We start from the raw sequence: 16,061 nt of genomic DNA, 5'->3' as shown, positions 1-16,061 counted from the left end.
TATTCATATTTCCCTTGAATGGAGAAGAATGATGGTGTATTCACGAAGTAAAATAATTATAGAAATGGATGGGATTTATGTTTTTAGCAAATAAAAAAATTGTAGTAATGGGTGTAGCCAATAAAAAAAGCATTGCCTGGGGCTGTGCAAGTGCATTAAAGAATCAGGGAGCAGAAATTATTTATACGTATCAAAATGAGCGAATGAAAAAGCAGATTCTTAAATTAACAGACGAGGGTGAGCTGCTCGTTGAATGTGATGTGGCATCGGATGAATCGATCGCTGCTGCTTTTAAAGAAATTGAAGAAAAAATCGGAAAAATTGATGGTTTGGTTCATGCGGTTGCTTTTGCGAATAAGGAGGAGCTGGATGGCAACGTCAGTGATATTAGCAGATCAGGCTACGCGTTGGCACAGGATATTAGCAGTTATTCATTATTAGCAGTGACACATCATGCAAAGCCGTTATTGAATCCTGGTTCCGGAATTGTGACCATGACTTATTTAGGCTCAGAACGGGCAATTCCAAATTATAACATGATGGGAATTGCCAAGGCTTCACTGGAGGCGGCTGTCAGATACCTGGCTGCAGAACTTGCCTCTGAAAAAATACGGGTAAATGGTATTTCAGCTGGAGCTATTAAGACATTGGCCGTGACAGGTGTTAAAAATTATGACCAGCTTATTAAAATGTCAGATGATCGTACACCGGATAAGATTGGTGTGACAATTGAGGAAGTGGGAAATGCCTGTGCATTTTTGGTCAGTGAATTATCAGCCGGAATAATCGGAGATATTATTTATGTGGATAAAGGAGTCCATTTAACATAAATTTTTATTCTCATAGATAATTATCTATATAATCACAGTGAGCGGGTTAGGGAAGTCTGCTTGCTGTGATTCTTTGATGTGCTGGAATTATGGTAGTGAGAGGGGCTTCTGCTGGATTCAATAACTTTGAGATGGAAAAATGACAAAAAGAAAATGAAGAGGGCAGAAGAATGTCAGAGATAGAAGTAATTTATAAAAGATACCGCAGGGGAAATAAGCTATCCTTGCAGCTTCTGTTTTTTTGAAAGTCCGCCTGTTTTCATTAGCTGATCTTAATAATAAACAGGATTATTTATCGAAATCAACATCAGCCTTCAAAAAATATGATATACTTTTTACAAAGCAATGAAATGTACGGATGATAGCTCAAAATAATCTGTGAAAACTCTATGATAAATAACTGATACACTTGACAGCGAGCCTCTAACATCAAGCGTTCTGACGATAAAAAGAACAGTAAGAAAGTGCATTAGAACAGAAATCTTAGCTCAATGATGCTCACTGTAAGGTGTTCGCTTCATCCACTTAGATAACAGGTCTGCTTTGATACAAGGGGAGAGCGGAAAAAACGGGCGTAAACTGCACTGCTGTTAAGTTTTTAGAGCATTTTTTAGAATATATTTTGAAATACGTATAGGATATAGGAGGAAGAAAAATGAAAGAGCAGTTAAACGAGTTGCTTCAGAAGAGAGTTTCTCTAAGAAGGTATGCGGATCGTCCGATTACACTGGAAGACATGGATTTTATTTTGAAAAGTGCAATGAGAGCACCAACTGCCGGAAACATGATGCTGTATTCTGTTATTAAAGTTGAAAAGGATGAAACCAAGAAAAAACTGGCTAAAAGCTGTGACAATCAGCCGTTCATAGCTCGTGCACCTAGTTTATTGATTTTTTGTGCAGATTTTCAACGATGGTATGACTACTATCAGCTGTCGGGAGTTCCTGAAGTTTGTCTGGAAAGAGAAACGGCTTTTCATCTTCCGGAAGAGGGGGAATTTTTGCTGGCAGCAATGGACACATTAATTGCCTCAAGCTTTGCGACCGTAGCTGCTGAGGCTTGCGGGATCGGCAGCTGCTATATTGGTGACATCGTTGAGAATTATGAAATACACAAAGAGCTGTTGAAGCTTCCCAAGTGGGTTCTGCCAGTGGGAATGCTGTGTCTGGGATATTATCCTGATAATTACAAACGTTCAGTTAATACACGCTTTGACAGCAAGTTTATCGTATCTGAGGAAACCTATCATCATCTTTCTGATGCAGAGCTTCAGGAAATGATGGCAGATAAGGAAAAAGAGTTTAATTCCAAGAATAAATTTAATGCAGAAAACTTTGGTCAGTTCAACTATTTCAGAAAGACAGGTACTGAATTTTCTGATGAAATGACTCGCTCTGTGAAGCTGATGCTGGATGAATGGAAAAGTGTCTGAAGAAATCTGAACAAAAAGAGTATAAAGTACTTAAGCAGCTTCAGCAGGGATTTACCATAGGTGCAGATAGAAAGAACAAAGAAAACCGGCAGTGAATTCTTTTCAGAAACTTCACTGTCGGTTTTGATTTTTTACATACATTCACCTAAAAACTATGAATTAAAATGTAATTGAAAATATGTTATAATCCTTTATGAAGTCAATATTTAAAGAACGTTGTAAACAAGAGTATAACAAATACTTTTATAAATTACGCGCCCTGAGGGAATCGAACCCCCGTCTCAAGAACCGGAATCTTACGTGATATCCACTACACTAAGGGCGCAGGCACGAATACTAGTTTAGCGGATATTTTCAAAAAAAACAAGTGGGAGATTGAAATTTATGAAATTTGAGCAGCACTTGTCTCAACAGCAAAAACAAGTTCAAAAATTAGCCATGACACAGCAGCTTCAGCAATCTATCCAAGTACTGCAGTACAACACAGAAGAGCTGCAGACATTTATTGAAAATAAAGCGTTGGAAAATCCCCTGATTGAGCTGCAGCCCAATCATAGCGACTATACATACTCAGGCAGTCGAAGTACACAATACAATAATGAAAAAGAGTCCAATCTGATGAATCAGATTCCTGACAGCTCGATTTCCTTATTTGAATATTTAATTGATCAGATTCATCTCAATTATCGTGATACATATTTGCGGACATTAGTGATGTTTTTAACAGAGTTTATTGATTTAAATGGCTACCTGACCATTTCTCTTGAAGAAGCTGCAGAAAATGCAGGTGCTGAGGAAATAGAAATGCTGGATGCATTGACCCTGCTTCAACAGCTGGACCCTGCCGGCATTGGGGCCAGAGATTTGAGGGAGTGTCTTATGCTGCAAACTGAGCGGGATGATCAGGCACCTGTTCTTGCTTATATTGTACTGGAAGAAGAGTTTACAGCTCTTGCCAATCGGAAATGGGCAGATATCAGTAAAAAGTTTGAAATCGAACTAACAGAGGTTCAGGAAATTTTTGATTATATACAAACACTGACTCCTTCACCGGGAAGTATTTTTGGTTCGACTTTAGGTATTTATATTCGTCCTGATTTAAAAGTAAAAATTGAAGGAGATCAGTTAATCGTGATCTCAAACAAAGAAGGGGCACCTCAAATTCGTTTTCAGGAAGCTTATTTTAAGAAAATGGAAGAAACAAAAGACAAGGAAGTTCAGGAATATATTTCAGAGAAAAAGAAAGATTTTGAATGGCTGCAGAAAACAGTTGCTCAAAGAGGCGATACCATTCTGCGTGTTGGAAAAGAAATTGTTGCTAGACAGAAGGATTTCTTTTTGAAACCTGGACGACCGATTAAACCAATGACCTTAAAGGAAATTGCACAGGATTTGGATATTCATGAGTCTACTGTCAGTCGAACTGTGAATGGGAAATATCTTGAAACAAACTTCGGCTCATTCGAGCTTCGTTCCTTTTTCTCCCAGGGCTTGTCTCGCGGAGCTGACGGTAAAGAAGAGATGTCAGCAATTGACGTGAAAAAATTTATTCAGCAGCTGATTGATGAGGAAGATAAAGCTAAACCAATTTCTGATCAAAAACTAGTCGAACTGCTGAAGGAGAAGAAGATTGAGATTGCCAGAAGAACGGTGGCCAAATATCGTGAGGCCTTAAACATTCCAGCTTCATCTAAACGCAAGAGGTATGATTATTAAAAAGAGGGGAGTTCCGAAATGCTGAATCCGACTTCAGGTTTTGGGGCTCTTTCTATATAAGTAACAGCTTAGGTTGGGAAAACGCTGTATTTTTGATTTTCGTTCTACTTCTCAATCATTCCTGACTTGCTATTTTTGCCAAATCATCATATGATAAAATTGTACGTACAAATTTACGTTGGAGGACTATCATGGTGTCTAAGTATAATGTCATTGCGGAGGAGCTCCGCTCGAAAATAGTAAGCGAGGAATATCCTGTCGGTTCAGTGATACCCCCGGAACTTAAGCTGATGGACAGTTATCAAGTAAGTCGTCACACCATCCGGCAGGCGATTGCCGTTTTGGTTAATGAAGGGTTTTTAAGAAAAGAAAAAGGCTCCGGTACTTATGTAGATGACCGTTTTAAAAATCAAAACAGTTCTGAAAAAAGAACAAAAACAATTGGTGTTATTACTACTTATTTATCAGATTATATTTTTCCCTCAATTATTCGGGGGATTGAAGAAGAGCTGCAAAAGAATGGTTATTCTTTGCTGCTTGCCAGTACAAATAACAATCCGGAGCAGGAGAAGAAATGCCTGGAAAACATGCTCCTGCAACAAGTTGACGGGCTAATTGTCGAGCCAACCAAAAGCAATCAGTATAATCCAAATCTTTCTTATTATTTATCATTTAAGGAGGCTGGGATTCCAGTCGTAATGATTAATGCATATTATGAAGCAATTGATCTCCCCTCCATTTGCCTGGATGATGTAAAGGCTGGTTTCCTGGCTACCTCTTACATGCTGGAAAACGGTATAAACGAGCTGGCCTTGATTGTGAAGATGGATGATTTACAGGGGAAACTTCGGATGAGAGGATTCATTGATGCTTTTGAAACATATGGGCTGACATTTGATTCACAAAATATTTTTACGTATGCCACAGAGGAAAAAGCAAGTATTACAGAGACCGTTGCCAGTCGTTTGTTAGAGAAGCAGTCTGCTGTTAAAGGGGTCGTCTGCTATAACGATGAGATTGCTAATCTGCTTGTTCAGCGGTTAATTGCTGCAGGAAAAATGATTCCTCAGGATATTTCCATTATCGGGCAGGATAACTCGACATTAAGTACAGCCGGTGAGGTCGCTTTAACCACCATCAGTCATCCGAAAGAAAAGCTGGGAATAGATGCAGCTAAGTGGATGATTAAAGCGATTGAAACAAAGACGCTCAGTGACAGTATTGTGTATGAGCCGGAAGTGATTGAACGTCAATCAGTACTGAAAAAGCAGTCTTATTGAGAAGATATTTTTTTCCGTCAGAACAGCCTCGTCAGAATAACAGATAGCAGAAAAATAATAGTAGGAATGGAAACGAACAGATAAAGTTCGTTTCTTTTTTTGTTCGTACAAATTCGATTAACTCGTTTACATGTACGTACAAATGTGGTATACTTCGTTTGAAAAAGCAGAAGAAGAATTTTTTATGGAAATTTTTTTTCGAATGAATGAAAACGTATACAGGAGGGCTGGCATGGATAAGCAGGCAGTAAGAGAGTCAATTATTCAGGGAAATACTTCACTGGGGATTGAATTGGGTTCAACAAGAATCAAGGCAGTATTGATTGACAAACAGCAAAAACCCATCGCGTCAGGAAGTCACGAGTGGGAAAATCAATTGATTGATGGTATTTGGACATACAGCTTGGAAGAGATTTGGTCGGGGCTGCAGGAAAGTTATCAGCACTTGAAACATGAGGTATGGACATTGTTTGATGCAGAGCTGACTCAGGTTGGAGCGATTGGATTTAGTGCAATGATGCATGGCTATATGGCTTTTGATAAAGAGGATCAGCTGCTGGTGCCGTTTCGAACCTGGAGAAATTCAATCACAGCAGAGGCAGAAAAAGAGCTGACTGCTTTATTTGACTATAATATTCCTCAGCGATGGAGTATCGCTCATCTTTATCAGGCGATTCTAAATAATGAGACGCATGTAAAAGACACAGTATTTTTTACAACGCTGGCCGGCTATGTACATTGGCAGCTGACAGGTGAAAAGGTTCTGGGAGTGGGAGATGCATCAGGGATGTTCCCGATAGATCCTCAGAAAAAAGAGTATGATTCTGATATGCTTGAAAAATTTGATCAACAGGTGAAGGGAAAGCAATTTTTATGGAAGCTGAAAGATATTCTGCCAACGGTTCTGGTGGCAGGTGAAAGTGCCGGGCAGCTGACTGAAGCAGGAGCGAAGCTGCTTGATCCGACAGGTGATTTAAAAGCAGGGATTCCTCTTTGCCCGCCGGAAGGAGATGCAGGAACTGGTATGACAGCAACAAACAGTGTAGCTCTGCGGACAGGGAATGTCTCAGCTGGAACCTCTGTTTTTGCCATGATTGTTTTGGAAAAGGAGTTGAAGAACGTACATCCGGAGCTGGATTTGGTTACAACGCCGGCAGGTGATCTTGCAGCAATGGTGCACGCCAATAATTGTTCCTCTGAGATTAATGCATGGGTGAAGCTGTTCAAAGAATTTGCAGATGTCAGTGGATTTGATATAAGTATAGAACGCTTGTATGAAGTATTGTTCAAACAAGCGCTGGCAGGTGACAAGGACTGCGGCGGATTACTTTCTTACGGCTACTTCTCCGGAGAAAATATAACGCACCTATCGGAAGGAAGACCGTTGTTTGTGCGGACACCGGACAGTCTGTTTAACTTGGCGAATTTTATGCGGGTTCATCTTTATTCAGCATTTGGAGCGTTGCAAATCGGTATGAAGATACTGGTGGAAGAAGAACAGGTCAATATTGACAGGGTCATGGGACATGGCGGCATTTTTAAGACTGAAGGAGTGGCGCAGCGAATATTGGCGGCAGCGATGGATACGCCTGTTTCACTGATGGAAACTGCCGGAGAAGGCGGAGCCTGGGGAATTGCACTTCTTGCAGATTATTTGAAGTATGCAAAGCAGGGACAAAATTTAACCGATTATTTAAATATTCAGGTGTTTGGCAGCAATGAAGGAATTGAAGTTGTGCCTGATCTGGAAGATGTTAAAGGCTTTGAGCAGTTTGCGAAGCGATATGCAACAGGGTTGCCTATTGAAAAAGCGGCTGTTGAATTTTTAAACTAAGCGACATAAATCAATGCATTGGAAACAGAGAAGGGGGGAAATATATGTGCTTGAAGCATTAAAAGAAGAAGTCTATTATGCCAATCTGGAGCTTCCGAAACAGGGCTTGATTAAATATACCTGGGGAAATGTCAGTGGGATTGACAAGGACAAGGAGTTGTTTGTGATTAAGCCTTCGGGAGTGGATTATGAAACACTGACACCGGATGATATGATTGTCTGCGATCTGGAAGGAAATGTGATTGAAGGTAAACTGAATCCTTCTTCTGATACACCGACTCATGCAGTGCTGTATCGTCAATATGAAGATATAGGCGGAATAGTTCATACTCATTCAGCATGGGCAACGACCTGGGCTCAGGCAGGACTGGATGTTCCTGCGATGGGAACAACTCATGCAGATACATTTTACGGAACAGTTCCCTGTGCACGCTTTTTGACTCAGGAAGAGATTGACAGAGGCTACGAGGAAGAAACCGGGCACGCTATTGTTCAGACTTTTAAAGAAAGAGGGATTGCCCCGATGGAAGTACCCGGAGTCTTACTTCACGGGCACGGACCTTTCACTTGGGGGAAAAGTGCAGCCGGTGCTGTAATGAATGCTGTGGTTCTGGAAGAAGTATGTAAGATGAATCTTTTTGCCCGCCAGCTGAACAGCTTTGCGGAAGAACTGCCGCAGCGGATTTTAGATAAGCACTATTTAAGAAAGCATGGAAAAGATGCTTATTATGGACAGAAATAACCTGATTTAAAAATGACAGGAATGGGTATGAATGTGTGAAACGAGCAAAGCATCTAAGACTTGGAAGCTTTGTATTGAAAATTGAATGTCAGTAAGACTTGTAGATACACATATGTAACCGCCCAATTAAACTAGTGAAGGAGCGAATAATATGTTAACAGTAGAAAAGAAAGAATTTTGGTTTGTTGTAGGCTCACAGCATTTGTATGGAGAAGAAGCATTGCAGGAGGTACGCAGTCATGCAGAAGAAATGGTAAAAGAATTAAATGACAATGGCAAGCTCTCTTATCCTGTTGTTCTGCAGGAGCTGGCTGTTTCAGCAGATGCAATAACTCGTATTATGAAGGAAGTTAACTATCGGGATGAAGTAGCCGGTGTAATTACCTGGATGCATACCTTCTCACCTGCAAAAATGTGGATTCGTGGAACGAAATTGCTGCAAAAACCGCTGCTTCATTTAGCAACCCAATACAATGAAAGTATTCCATGGCAAACAATTGATATGGACTTTATGAACTTGAATCAGGCTGCTCACGGAGATCGTGAATACGGCTTTATTAATGCTCGTCTGAAAAAACAAAATAAAATTGTCGTTGGCTACTGGAAACGTCAGGAAGTTCAAAAGCAGATTGCTGAATGGATGGACGTGGCTGTTGCCTTTAATGAAAGCTTCAATATCAAGGTTGCCCGTTTCGGAGATAACATGCGGAATGTGGCTGTAACAGAAGGGGATAAAGTAGAGGCGCAAATTCAATTTGGCTGGGTTGTCGATTATTTTGGGATTGGCGATTTGGTTCGATATATTGATGCGGTAAAAGATGAAGAAGTTGATGCGTTGTTTGCAGAATATAAAAACCTTTATGATTTTGACTATGGAGACTATGATCATGAAATATGGGAAGCGCATGTAAAAGTGCAGGCTCGTCAGGAAATCGGCATTCGTCATTTCCTTGAAGCAGGCAATTATAATGCGTTTAGTTCAAACTTTGAAGATCTGTATGGCATGCAGCAGCTGCCAGGGCTGGCTGTTCAGCGCTTGATGGCTGAAGGATATGGATTTGCCGGCGAAGGGGACTGGAAAACTGCAGCAATTGATCGTTTAATGAAAGTAATGGCTCGTAATGAAAATACCGGATTTATGGAAGACTATACTTATGAACTGGCAGCCGGTTGTGAATCCATTCTGCAGTCTCATATGATGGAAGTTGATCCGACGCTGGCAAATAATAAACCCAAAATTGTTGTTTCACCTCTTTCAATGGGTGATCGTGAAGATCCGGCACGTCTGGTATTTGACGGCAAAGCAGGAGCGGGTGTCGTAGTTTCAATGGCAGACTTCGGGACGCATTATAAGCTGCTGATCAATGAAGTAGAGTTGTTCGAACCAACAGAGGAAGCACCTATGCTGCCGGTTGCCCGTGTGCTGTGGGAAGTAAAACCAAACTTCCAGGAAGGGGTTGGAGCATGGATTGAAGCAGGCGGCGGACATCATACTGTAGTTTCACTGAACGTAACCTCAGACCAGATTATTACCTGGGCGAAGCTGGTGGGACTGGACTATATTTTAATTAAATAAAACGAACCGATTGTTGTTTTTAAATAAATAGGAAGGAGTGAGACAACTATCCGGAGGGAAAGAGGTGTCTCACTCCTTTTAAAAGTAGAGAGCAAGCGACTTTTAATTCCTAGGGGTCGATTGCATTCATTTTGAAGGTCCGATGTCCATTATTTCTAAGTGATAAGCCGTCAAGAACTAATGGCACTCCTTTTAAAAGTAGAGAGCAAGCGACTTTTAATTCCTAGGGGTCGATTGCATTCATTTTGAAGGTCCGCTGTCCATTATTTCTAAGTGATAAGCCGCCAAGAACTAATGGCACTCCTTTTAAAAGTAGAGAGCAAGCGACTTTTAATTCCTAGGGGTCGATTGCATTCATTTTGAAGGTCCGCTGTCCATTATTTCTAAGTGATAAGCTGCCAAGAACTAATGGCACTCCTTTTAAAAGTAGAGAGCAAGCGACTTTTAATTCCTAGGGGTCGATTGCATTCATTTTGAAGGTCCGCTGTCCATTATTTCTAAGTGGTAAGCTGCCAAGAACTAATGGCACTCCTTTTAAAAGTAGAGAGCAAGCGACTTTTAATTCCTAGGGGTCGATTGCATTCATTTTGAAGGTCCGCTGTCCATTATTTCTAAGTGATAAGCTGCAAATAGCTAGCGATGCTTGATTTCAATGGGAGGAAAAAGTTAGTGGAACTGTTTGCTCAGTCCGCTGATCAGCCGAGTGGTATCGACGGCTTGGATTATCCTTCTTACTGATGAAAAGGTTAAAGGGGGAATGCCCACAGCTGATCTGTCTGTCATTATTTTCACAGCAAACCTTGGTTCAGAGGAATTTGTTATGTATGGATGAAAGCTTGTTCATCATGGGGAAATTACACTGGAAATATAAGTGCCGTCCGGTGTAACTGATTATCTGGAGTGGGGAAATGTCGCTCTGTATCTGAGAGAAATGCTTGACAAACAAATGATTTTTAAACAAAAAATAAAGCAGGAGAAGCTCCAGAAGGTCAGCAGCAATGATCGGAGCTTCGCCTGTTTTTAATGTTACAAGGTAATTTTAATGGATAAGTTCAATTTTTTTGTCGATACTCTTTAGGAGAAATCCCTTTTTTCTTTTTAAATATAAAGCTGAAATAGTTAGGGTCATTGTAGCCGATTTCAAATGCAATTTCGGACAGCTTTTGGTTCGTTTCTTTTAATAAAGATTTTGCAAGATTAATTCTCTGGTCAGTAAGATATTCTATGAATGTTTTGCCTAGTGATTGTGAAAAAATGGTACTGAAATGAGCGGGACTTAAGGAAAGTTCATCAGCAACCATATTTAAGGAAATATCAGGATCGGTATACTTTTCATTAATGAAGGTTAGAGCATGATTAATGACGCTTTGGTATTTTGACATAGAGGGATGAATCCTAACCTCAATCAGATAGTTAATCATTTCCCGAATCATTTTTTCATAATGCTCGCTGCTTGAAGATATTTCAATCAAATTAGTTAGTGCATCTGCAGATGAAAATTTTTCCGGTGCATTCTGCTGTTTCTTTTTAACCAGGCCAGTCAGTTCAGTTAAAATAAAGAATCGAACCATTCGAGTACGTTCAAATGTGTCTTGGTGCTGACAAAGCTTTTGAACAAGTACTTCACTATTTTCCTGAGTAAGACCGGAAATTTCATCTGCCAAATCCATTTTAAACGGATGAGTTGGTGAGAGCTCTCCTTCCTTCATGTCATCTTCGTAGCTGATAATTTTTTCTGTTCGAAGGTAGCCGTAGGTAGCCAGCATCTCTCTTGCTTTTTGATATGAACCGGAGATTTCACTGATTCGTTCTACCACCGGACCAATCGCTACGGCAATATCATCCTGAGAATTTTGTTCCAGCTCGTGAATCAGCGTCTGTGCCAGCTGATAACTTTTTTCGAGTACATCTTCCTTCTGTGTATCAAAAATTAGAAATTTAATAAAATGAGAGGAGACACTGGAAAACAAGATACTGTCATCTTCGGAAAAAAGATAATTTAGATATTCGCTGAAATGGGCATAGTCCTCAAAATTACTGTTAAATTGATTGGTCGCAAGTAAAACGGTAAGCTTTTTGCCGATAATTGTCCGCTGAAAGTTCTGAGACTCTTTAATGGCTGTTGGTATATCCAAATCGCCTTTGAAAAGTCCATTCAGGAAATGATTTTTCTTTACTTCAGTGATCAGCAGCTCTGAATTTGACTGTGGAGCAGTGGACTGTTTCTGCTGCGACAGACGTTGAACAACCCGTGCGATGGTTGTTTCCAGCTCATCTGTTTTAATTGGTTTCAGTAAGTATTCATCTGCCTGAACCTGTATGGCTCCCTTCATATAATCAAAGTCGTCAAAGCCGCTGATAAAAATGATACGGGTCCAGGGAAGTACTTTTCTCGCTTCTCTGGCAAATGTCAGCCCGTCCATGAAAGGCATTTTGATATCCGTTAGAATGATGTCAGGCTGAAAGTCCAGGATTGAGGCTAAAGCCATTTCCCCATCACCGGCTTCTCCAACGTAAGTAATGGGATATGTTTCGCTGAGTGTCAGAATCTGTTTTCGTAAACTTTCTCTGATTAAATGCTCATCTTCAACAATAAAAACTTTATACATTGGGCGGTTCCTCCTGTCGCTTAGGGACGGTCACTGTAATGACTGTTCCATGCCGATACTGACTTTCAACTTGGATGCCGGCCTCTCTGCCATAGTAGAGCAGCAGGCGTTTGTTCACATTATACAAACCGTAACCTGTACTGAAATCAGAATCAATCCCTTTTTCAAGTTCTTCCTGAACCTTCTGAAGTCGTTCAGGAAGCATGCCGATACCATTATCTGAAACAGTAAAAATCAGATCGTTTTCTGTTTCTGTGACGGTTACCTGAATGTATCCGGTACGTCGAATAAATTTGGTTCCGTGATAAACAGCATTTTCGATCAGAGGCTGTAAAATCATTTTTAGAATTTCATAATCTTTTAACTGTTCCGGAACATTGATCTCAAAGCTCAGCATTTCTCCATACCGAATTTTTAATATAATCAGGTAATCCTTGATATGTCGGATTTCAGTATCTACAGTAATCCAGTCTTTTCCTTTACTTAGAGAAATTCGGAAGAAATCTGAAAGAGCAAAGGTCATTTCTTTTGCTTCATCATAGTGTTTTTGTTCAATCAGAGAGACAATTGCATCTAAACTGTTGTAAACAAAATGAGGAGTAATTTGCGCCTGCAGCACGCGTACTTCACTTTGCGCCAGATGGTATTGCTTTAACACATTTTCTTCCAGCAGCTGCGTCAGGTCGTCTGCCATTTTATTAAGACTTTCTGTTAAGGAGGAGAGCTCCGGTGTATCCGGGAGCTCCAGCCGATAGCCCAAATGACCTTTTGACAATTCATGAGACATAACAATTACGTTGTCCAGCGGCTGTTGAATTTTTTCATCCAGAAATTTGCGGTTTCTCTGAACAAAATAAAGAATGACTATAACTATCCCCAGCTCTGCGAGAGACAATATAACCAGAGAGTGTGCCAGCTCATTATTTTTCTGACTGGCTAAATTGATTTCAATTCGTACAAATTCCTGCAGAATGTCTGAAAGAAGCTGAGTGACTGATTCGACCTGAATCATTATTTCTTTATTTTTTTCATAGGAGTTTTCCTGAGTTAGATTTTCGAAGATCTTTGTCTGATAATTTTCCAGAGAATCAATAATTCTCAGCGCCACCTCCAATATGCTCCGTTCCCCGTTTGTGCTGGTGTTTTCCTGAATATGATGAATATCCGCCCGCAGTTCATCAACAATGCTGTTGCCAATATAAGAGTTCAATGCAGTCTGCCCGGTCACTACATCCCACATATCCTCCAATACCTCTTCATCTACCTTTGCTGCTATCTCATTGGCTTTCTGAATATTGGTCACAGTGTTTTTATAAAGAAAAATTTGTCTGGAATAAAGCAAAATACTGATAAATAAAGGAACAATCGCCAGAGCAAGCATTAATTTATTTGCATGGGAAAAGATTTGTTTAATGCTGAGTGTCTTTTTCATAAGCGGCTCCTTTAGTAATTTCTGGTAGGGATTTTATCCAGATTGGTTTCGGAAAAGACTGTTTCAAACATATAGATTTCACGTACAAAATCCTCTTTATTGTCACTGGCAAAATAGCGTTCAATGGCATTTGCTACAAACCAGCCTGCGTTGGGATTACATTCCACCACACAGTTTACTTCCCCAGCCCGAAGCTTTTCTATCATGTCCTCCTGGGCATCAATGGTCACGATAACAATGTCTTCTCCGGGAACGATATCTGTCTTTTTCAAGGCTTCCAAAGCTCCGTGTGTCATTTCATCATTATGGCTGTAAAGAACATCAATGGTTGAAATGTCATGAGCCTCAATATATTTTTCCATTTGTTCTTTTCCTTTCATCCGAATATAGTCTCCGTACAGTGTATCGACTACTTCCATACGGTTATCCCGTGAAATGGTTTCCTGAAAGCCGTCTGTCCGAAGTGTGGTAGGAGAGGTATCAGGCAGTCCGGCGAGCTCCAAAATATTTATTTCCGGCTGTTCAACAGTTGAAAAATGGTTGCTGACATAGAGCCCACCTCGATTCCCTTCGGCTTTAAAGCTGGGCCCGATATGTGTAACATAGAGACTTTGATCAGACACATTAATATGCCGATCCACAATGATAACCGGAATTGCTGCCTGCTTGGCTTCTTTCAGAACCGGTTCCCATCCATCCTCCTGCAGAGGAGTAAAGACAATCATGTCCACTTTGTAGGCAATAAAAGTACGGATATCCTGAATCTGGCGTTCCTGATTCATATATCCGTTACGGTAAAGGACCTGATTATTTTTTTCCAGCTCAGTGCGAATAGAGTCTGTATGACGTTTGCGCCATTTGCTCTCAGTTCCTGATTGTGAAAAACCAATGACCAGGCTTTGCTGCTCCTCATCTGAAATAACAGCAGAATTGCAAGCGCTTAAAAAAAATAATAAAAGAAAAATGGCGGGGAAAAATTTTTTCATGATTTATTCACTCTTCCTTGGGATGTGTTTGAAAATTTTGACGTCGAATATTTCTATTCATTGCCTCTTTCCTATATTTTACCAAAAATCAGCTGGATTTAGTTGCTGGAAACAACATACGAAAAAAATCCAAGAAAAACTAAAAAATTCCCAGATGCATTTGTTTGTGCAAAAAAGCGCAAAAAGAATTTCCAGAAAACATGAAAGATATTTAATGTAAGCGGTCACTGAAAACGGTATACTTCTGGATGTAAAGCAATTATAAAATTGGAGGGATCAAGATGAAATTTGGTTTTAAGAAAACGGTAACTTTGGCTGCGTTACTGCTGACAGGAGCAACATTACTGGCGGCATGCGGCGGCAGCTCGGCTTCAGATGGCAGCAGCGGCGAGAAAGGATATGTTGGAATTGCCATGCCGACTAAATCAGCAGAGCGTTGGATTGCCGATGGAAATAATATGGTGGAAGAGCTTGAAAAACTGGATTACAAAACTGATCTGCAATATGGAGAAGATAAGGTAGAAAACCAGGTTGCACAAATTGAGAACATGATTACAAAAGGCGTGGACACACTGGTCATTGCATCAATTGACGGTTCAGCATTAACGGACGTATTGGAAAAAGCGCATAATGAAGGCATTAAAGTAATTGCTTATGACCGTTTGCTGATGAATTCTGAATATGTCGACTACTATGCAACATTTGACAACTTTGGTGTTGGAGTTTTACAAGCTTCTTATATAGAAGAAAAACTTGGACTGAATGATGGTGAAGGGCCATTTAATATTGAATTGTTCGGCGGGTCCCCAGATGATAATAATGCATTGATTAACTATAATGGTGTAATGTCAATCTTCCAGCCGTATTTTGACAGCGGACAACTAGTTGCACCCTCAAAACAAACAAGCTTCAATCAGATTGCTACACTGCGCTGGGATGGTTCAACGGCTCAGGCCCGTATGGATAACCTGTTAAGTGCAAATTATACAGACAAAACATTGGATGCTGTTCTTTCACCTTATGATCCAATCAGCTTGGGAATTATTTCATCTTTAAAGGGTGTAGGCTATGGGCCTTCGGATAAACCGCTGCCGGTTATTACAGGGCAGGATGCAACAGTTGCCGGTGTGAAATCAATTATTGCCGGTGAACAAACACAGACAATCTTTAAAGATACTCGTATTCTGGCTAAAAATACTATTGAAATGATCGAAGCAATCAACAACGATGAAGAGGTTCCTGTAAACGATACAGAGACTTATGACAACGGTGTGAAAGTTGTTCCAACATATCTGGCTAACCCAATTTCTGTTGATAAAGACAATTACAAGGTGGAATTGATTGATACAGATTATTATACAGAAGCAGATTTGAAATAAAATATGTTCTATTAAGTTTCGAGACTCCACACTGCAAAAATCCAAACTTTCTGTAAAAAAGATAAATTTGAGATTATTCAGTATGGTTGAGAGCATACAACAACTGGAAGTACGAAGTATCTGTCTATAAAAAGAGGCGGGGATCGGAATTTATTCGGTCCCTTCTCATTATCCAGAAAGGAATTGGAGTTTATTTTAAATGATCGCTTGTTTTAAGGGAGCTGGAAGCAAAGAAAGGATGGGAA

Annotated in this window: 11 protein-coding genes and 1 tRNA gene; 8 read left to right on the top strand and 4 right to left on the bottom strand. The window is 40.2% G+C overall.

Translation table 11 applies throughout. The annotated features are described in order from the left end of the window. The first annotated feature begins 77 nt into the window (after nucleotides 1–77). The gene (gene fabI / locus LI951_RS07880; protein WP_229441795.1) at nucleotides 78–830 is read left to right on the top strand and encodes an enoyl-ACP reductase FabI; all 753 of its coding nucleotides are present in this window, start codon (nucleotides 78–80) and stop codon (nucleotides 828–830) included. Nucleotides 831–1,485: 655 nt separating this feature from the next. Further along, nucleotides 1,486–2,262 carry a nitroreductase family protein gene (locus LI951_RS07875; RefSeq protein ID WP_202067547.1) on the top strand — a complete coding sequence of 259 codons (777 nt, stop codon included), beginning with the start codon at nucleotides 1,486–1,488 and terminating at the stop codon, nucleotides 2,260–2,262. 253 nt (nucleotides 2,263–2,515) lie between these two features. Here LI951_RS07875 and LI951_RS07870 read toward each other — a convergent pair. Then, a tRNA-Arg gene (locus LI951_RS07870) sits at nucleotides 2,516–2,587 on the bottom strand. 59 nt (nucleotides 2,588–2,646) lie between these two features. Here LI951_RS07870 and rpoN point away from each other — a divergent pair. The 5 genes from rpoN (at nucleotide 2,647) to araA (ending at nucleotide 9,410) form a co-directional block, all read left to right on the top strand. Then, nucleotides 2,647–3,978 carry an RNA polymerase factor sigma-54 gene (gene rpoN, locus LI951_RS07865; protein WP_229441794.1) on the top strand — a complete coding sequence of 444 codons (1,332 nt, stop codon included), beginning with the start codon at nucleotides 2,647–2,649 and terminating at the stop codon, nucleotides 3,976–3,978. Nucleotides 3,979–4,172: 194 nt separating this feature from the next. Further along, complete coding sequence (locus tag LI951_RS07860) at nucleotides 4,173–5,258, top strand: GntR family transcriptional regulator (RefSeq protein WP_229441808.1); 1,086 nt, start codon at nucleotides 4,173–4,175, stop codon at nucleotides 5,256–5,258. Nucleotides 5,259–5,490: 232 nt separating this feature from the next. Then, a complete protein-coding gene (locus LI951_RS07855) occupies nucleotides 5,491–7,092 on the top strand; it encodes a xylulokinase (protein WP_229441793.1) in 1,602 nt (533 codons plus the stop codon). 46 nt (nucleotides 7,093–7,138) lie between these two features. Continuing rightward, nucleotides 7,139–7,834, top strand: coding sequence for an L-ribulose-5-phosphate 4-epimerase (locus LI951_RS07850; RefSeq protein WP_229441792.1), 696 nt, complete (start codon nucleotides 7,139–7,141; stop codon nucleotides 7,832–7,834). A gap of 151 nt (nucleotides 7,835–7,985) precedes the next feature. Then, the gene (gene araA / locus LI951_RS07845) at nucleotides 7,986–9,410 is read left to right on the top strand and encodes an L-arabinose isomerase (RefSeq protein ID WP_229441791.1); all 1,425 of its coding nucleotides are present in this window, start codon (nucleotides 7,986–7,988) and stop codon (nucleotides 9,408–9,410) included. Nucleotides 9,411–10,462: 1,052 nt separating this feature from the next. On the opposite strand, the gene LI951_RS07840 is transcribed toward araA, so the two are convergent. Genes LI951_RS07840 through LI951_RS07830 form a run of 3 tightly spaced genes read right to left on the bottom strand, consistent with a single transcriptional unit; the run spans nucleotide 10,463 to nucleotide 14,437 of the window. After that, complete coding sequence (locus LI951_RS07840) at nucleotides 10,463–12,019, bottom strand: helix-turn-helix domain-containing protein (RefSeq protein ID WP_229441790.1); 1,557 nt, start codon at nucleotides 12,017–12,019, stop codon at nucleotides 10,463–10,465. Continuing rightward, nucleotides 12,012–13,451: a sensor histidine kinase gene (locus LI951_RS07835; protein ID WP_229441789.1), complete on the bottom strand. Its 1,440-nt coding sequence runs from the start codon at nucleotides 13,449–13,451 to the stop codon at nucleotides 12,012–12,014. The genes LI951_RS07840 and LI951_RS07835 overlap by 8 nt, the downstream gene beginning before the upstream one ends. A gap of 11 nt (nucleotides 13,452–13,462) precedes the next feature. Beyond that, nucleotides 13,463–14,437: an ABC transporter substrate-binding protein gene (locus tag LI951_RS07830; RefSeq protein ID WP_229441788.1), complete on the bottom strand. Its 975-nt coding sequence runs from the start codon at nucleotides 14,435–14,437 to the stop codon at nucleotides 13,463–13,465. A 281-nt stretch (nucleotides 14,438–14,718) separates the two neighbouring features. Here LI951_RS07830 and chvE point away from each other — a divergent pair, with 281 nt between their 5' ends. Further along, entirely contained in the window at nucleotides 14,719–15,816 is a 1,098-nt protein-coding gene (gene chvE / locus LI951_RS07825) for a multiple monosaccharide ABC transporter substrate-binding protein (RefSeq protein WP_229441787.1), read from the top strand. Nucleotides 15,817–16,061: the final 245 nt, after the last annotated feature.

It is taken from the genome of Enterococcus sp. BWT-B8 (genome assembly GCF_020567625.1).
Taxonomy (GTDB): domain Bacteria; phylum Bacillota; class Bacilli; order Lactobacillales; family Enterococcaceae; genus Enterococcus_L.
Note: the sequence above shows the minus strand (reverse complement) of the source record. Positions and strands in the feature narration are given on the sequence as shown.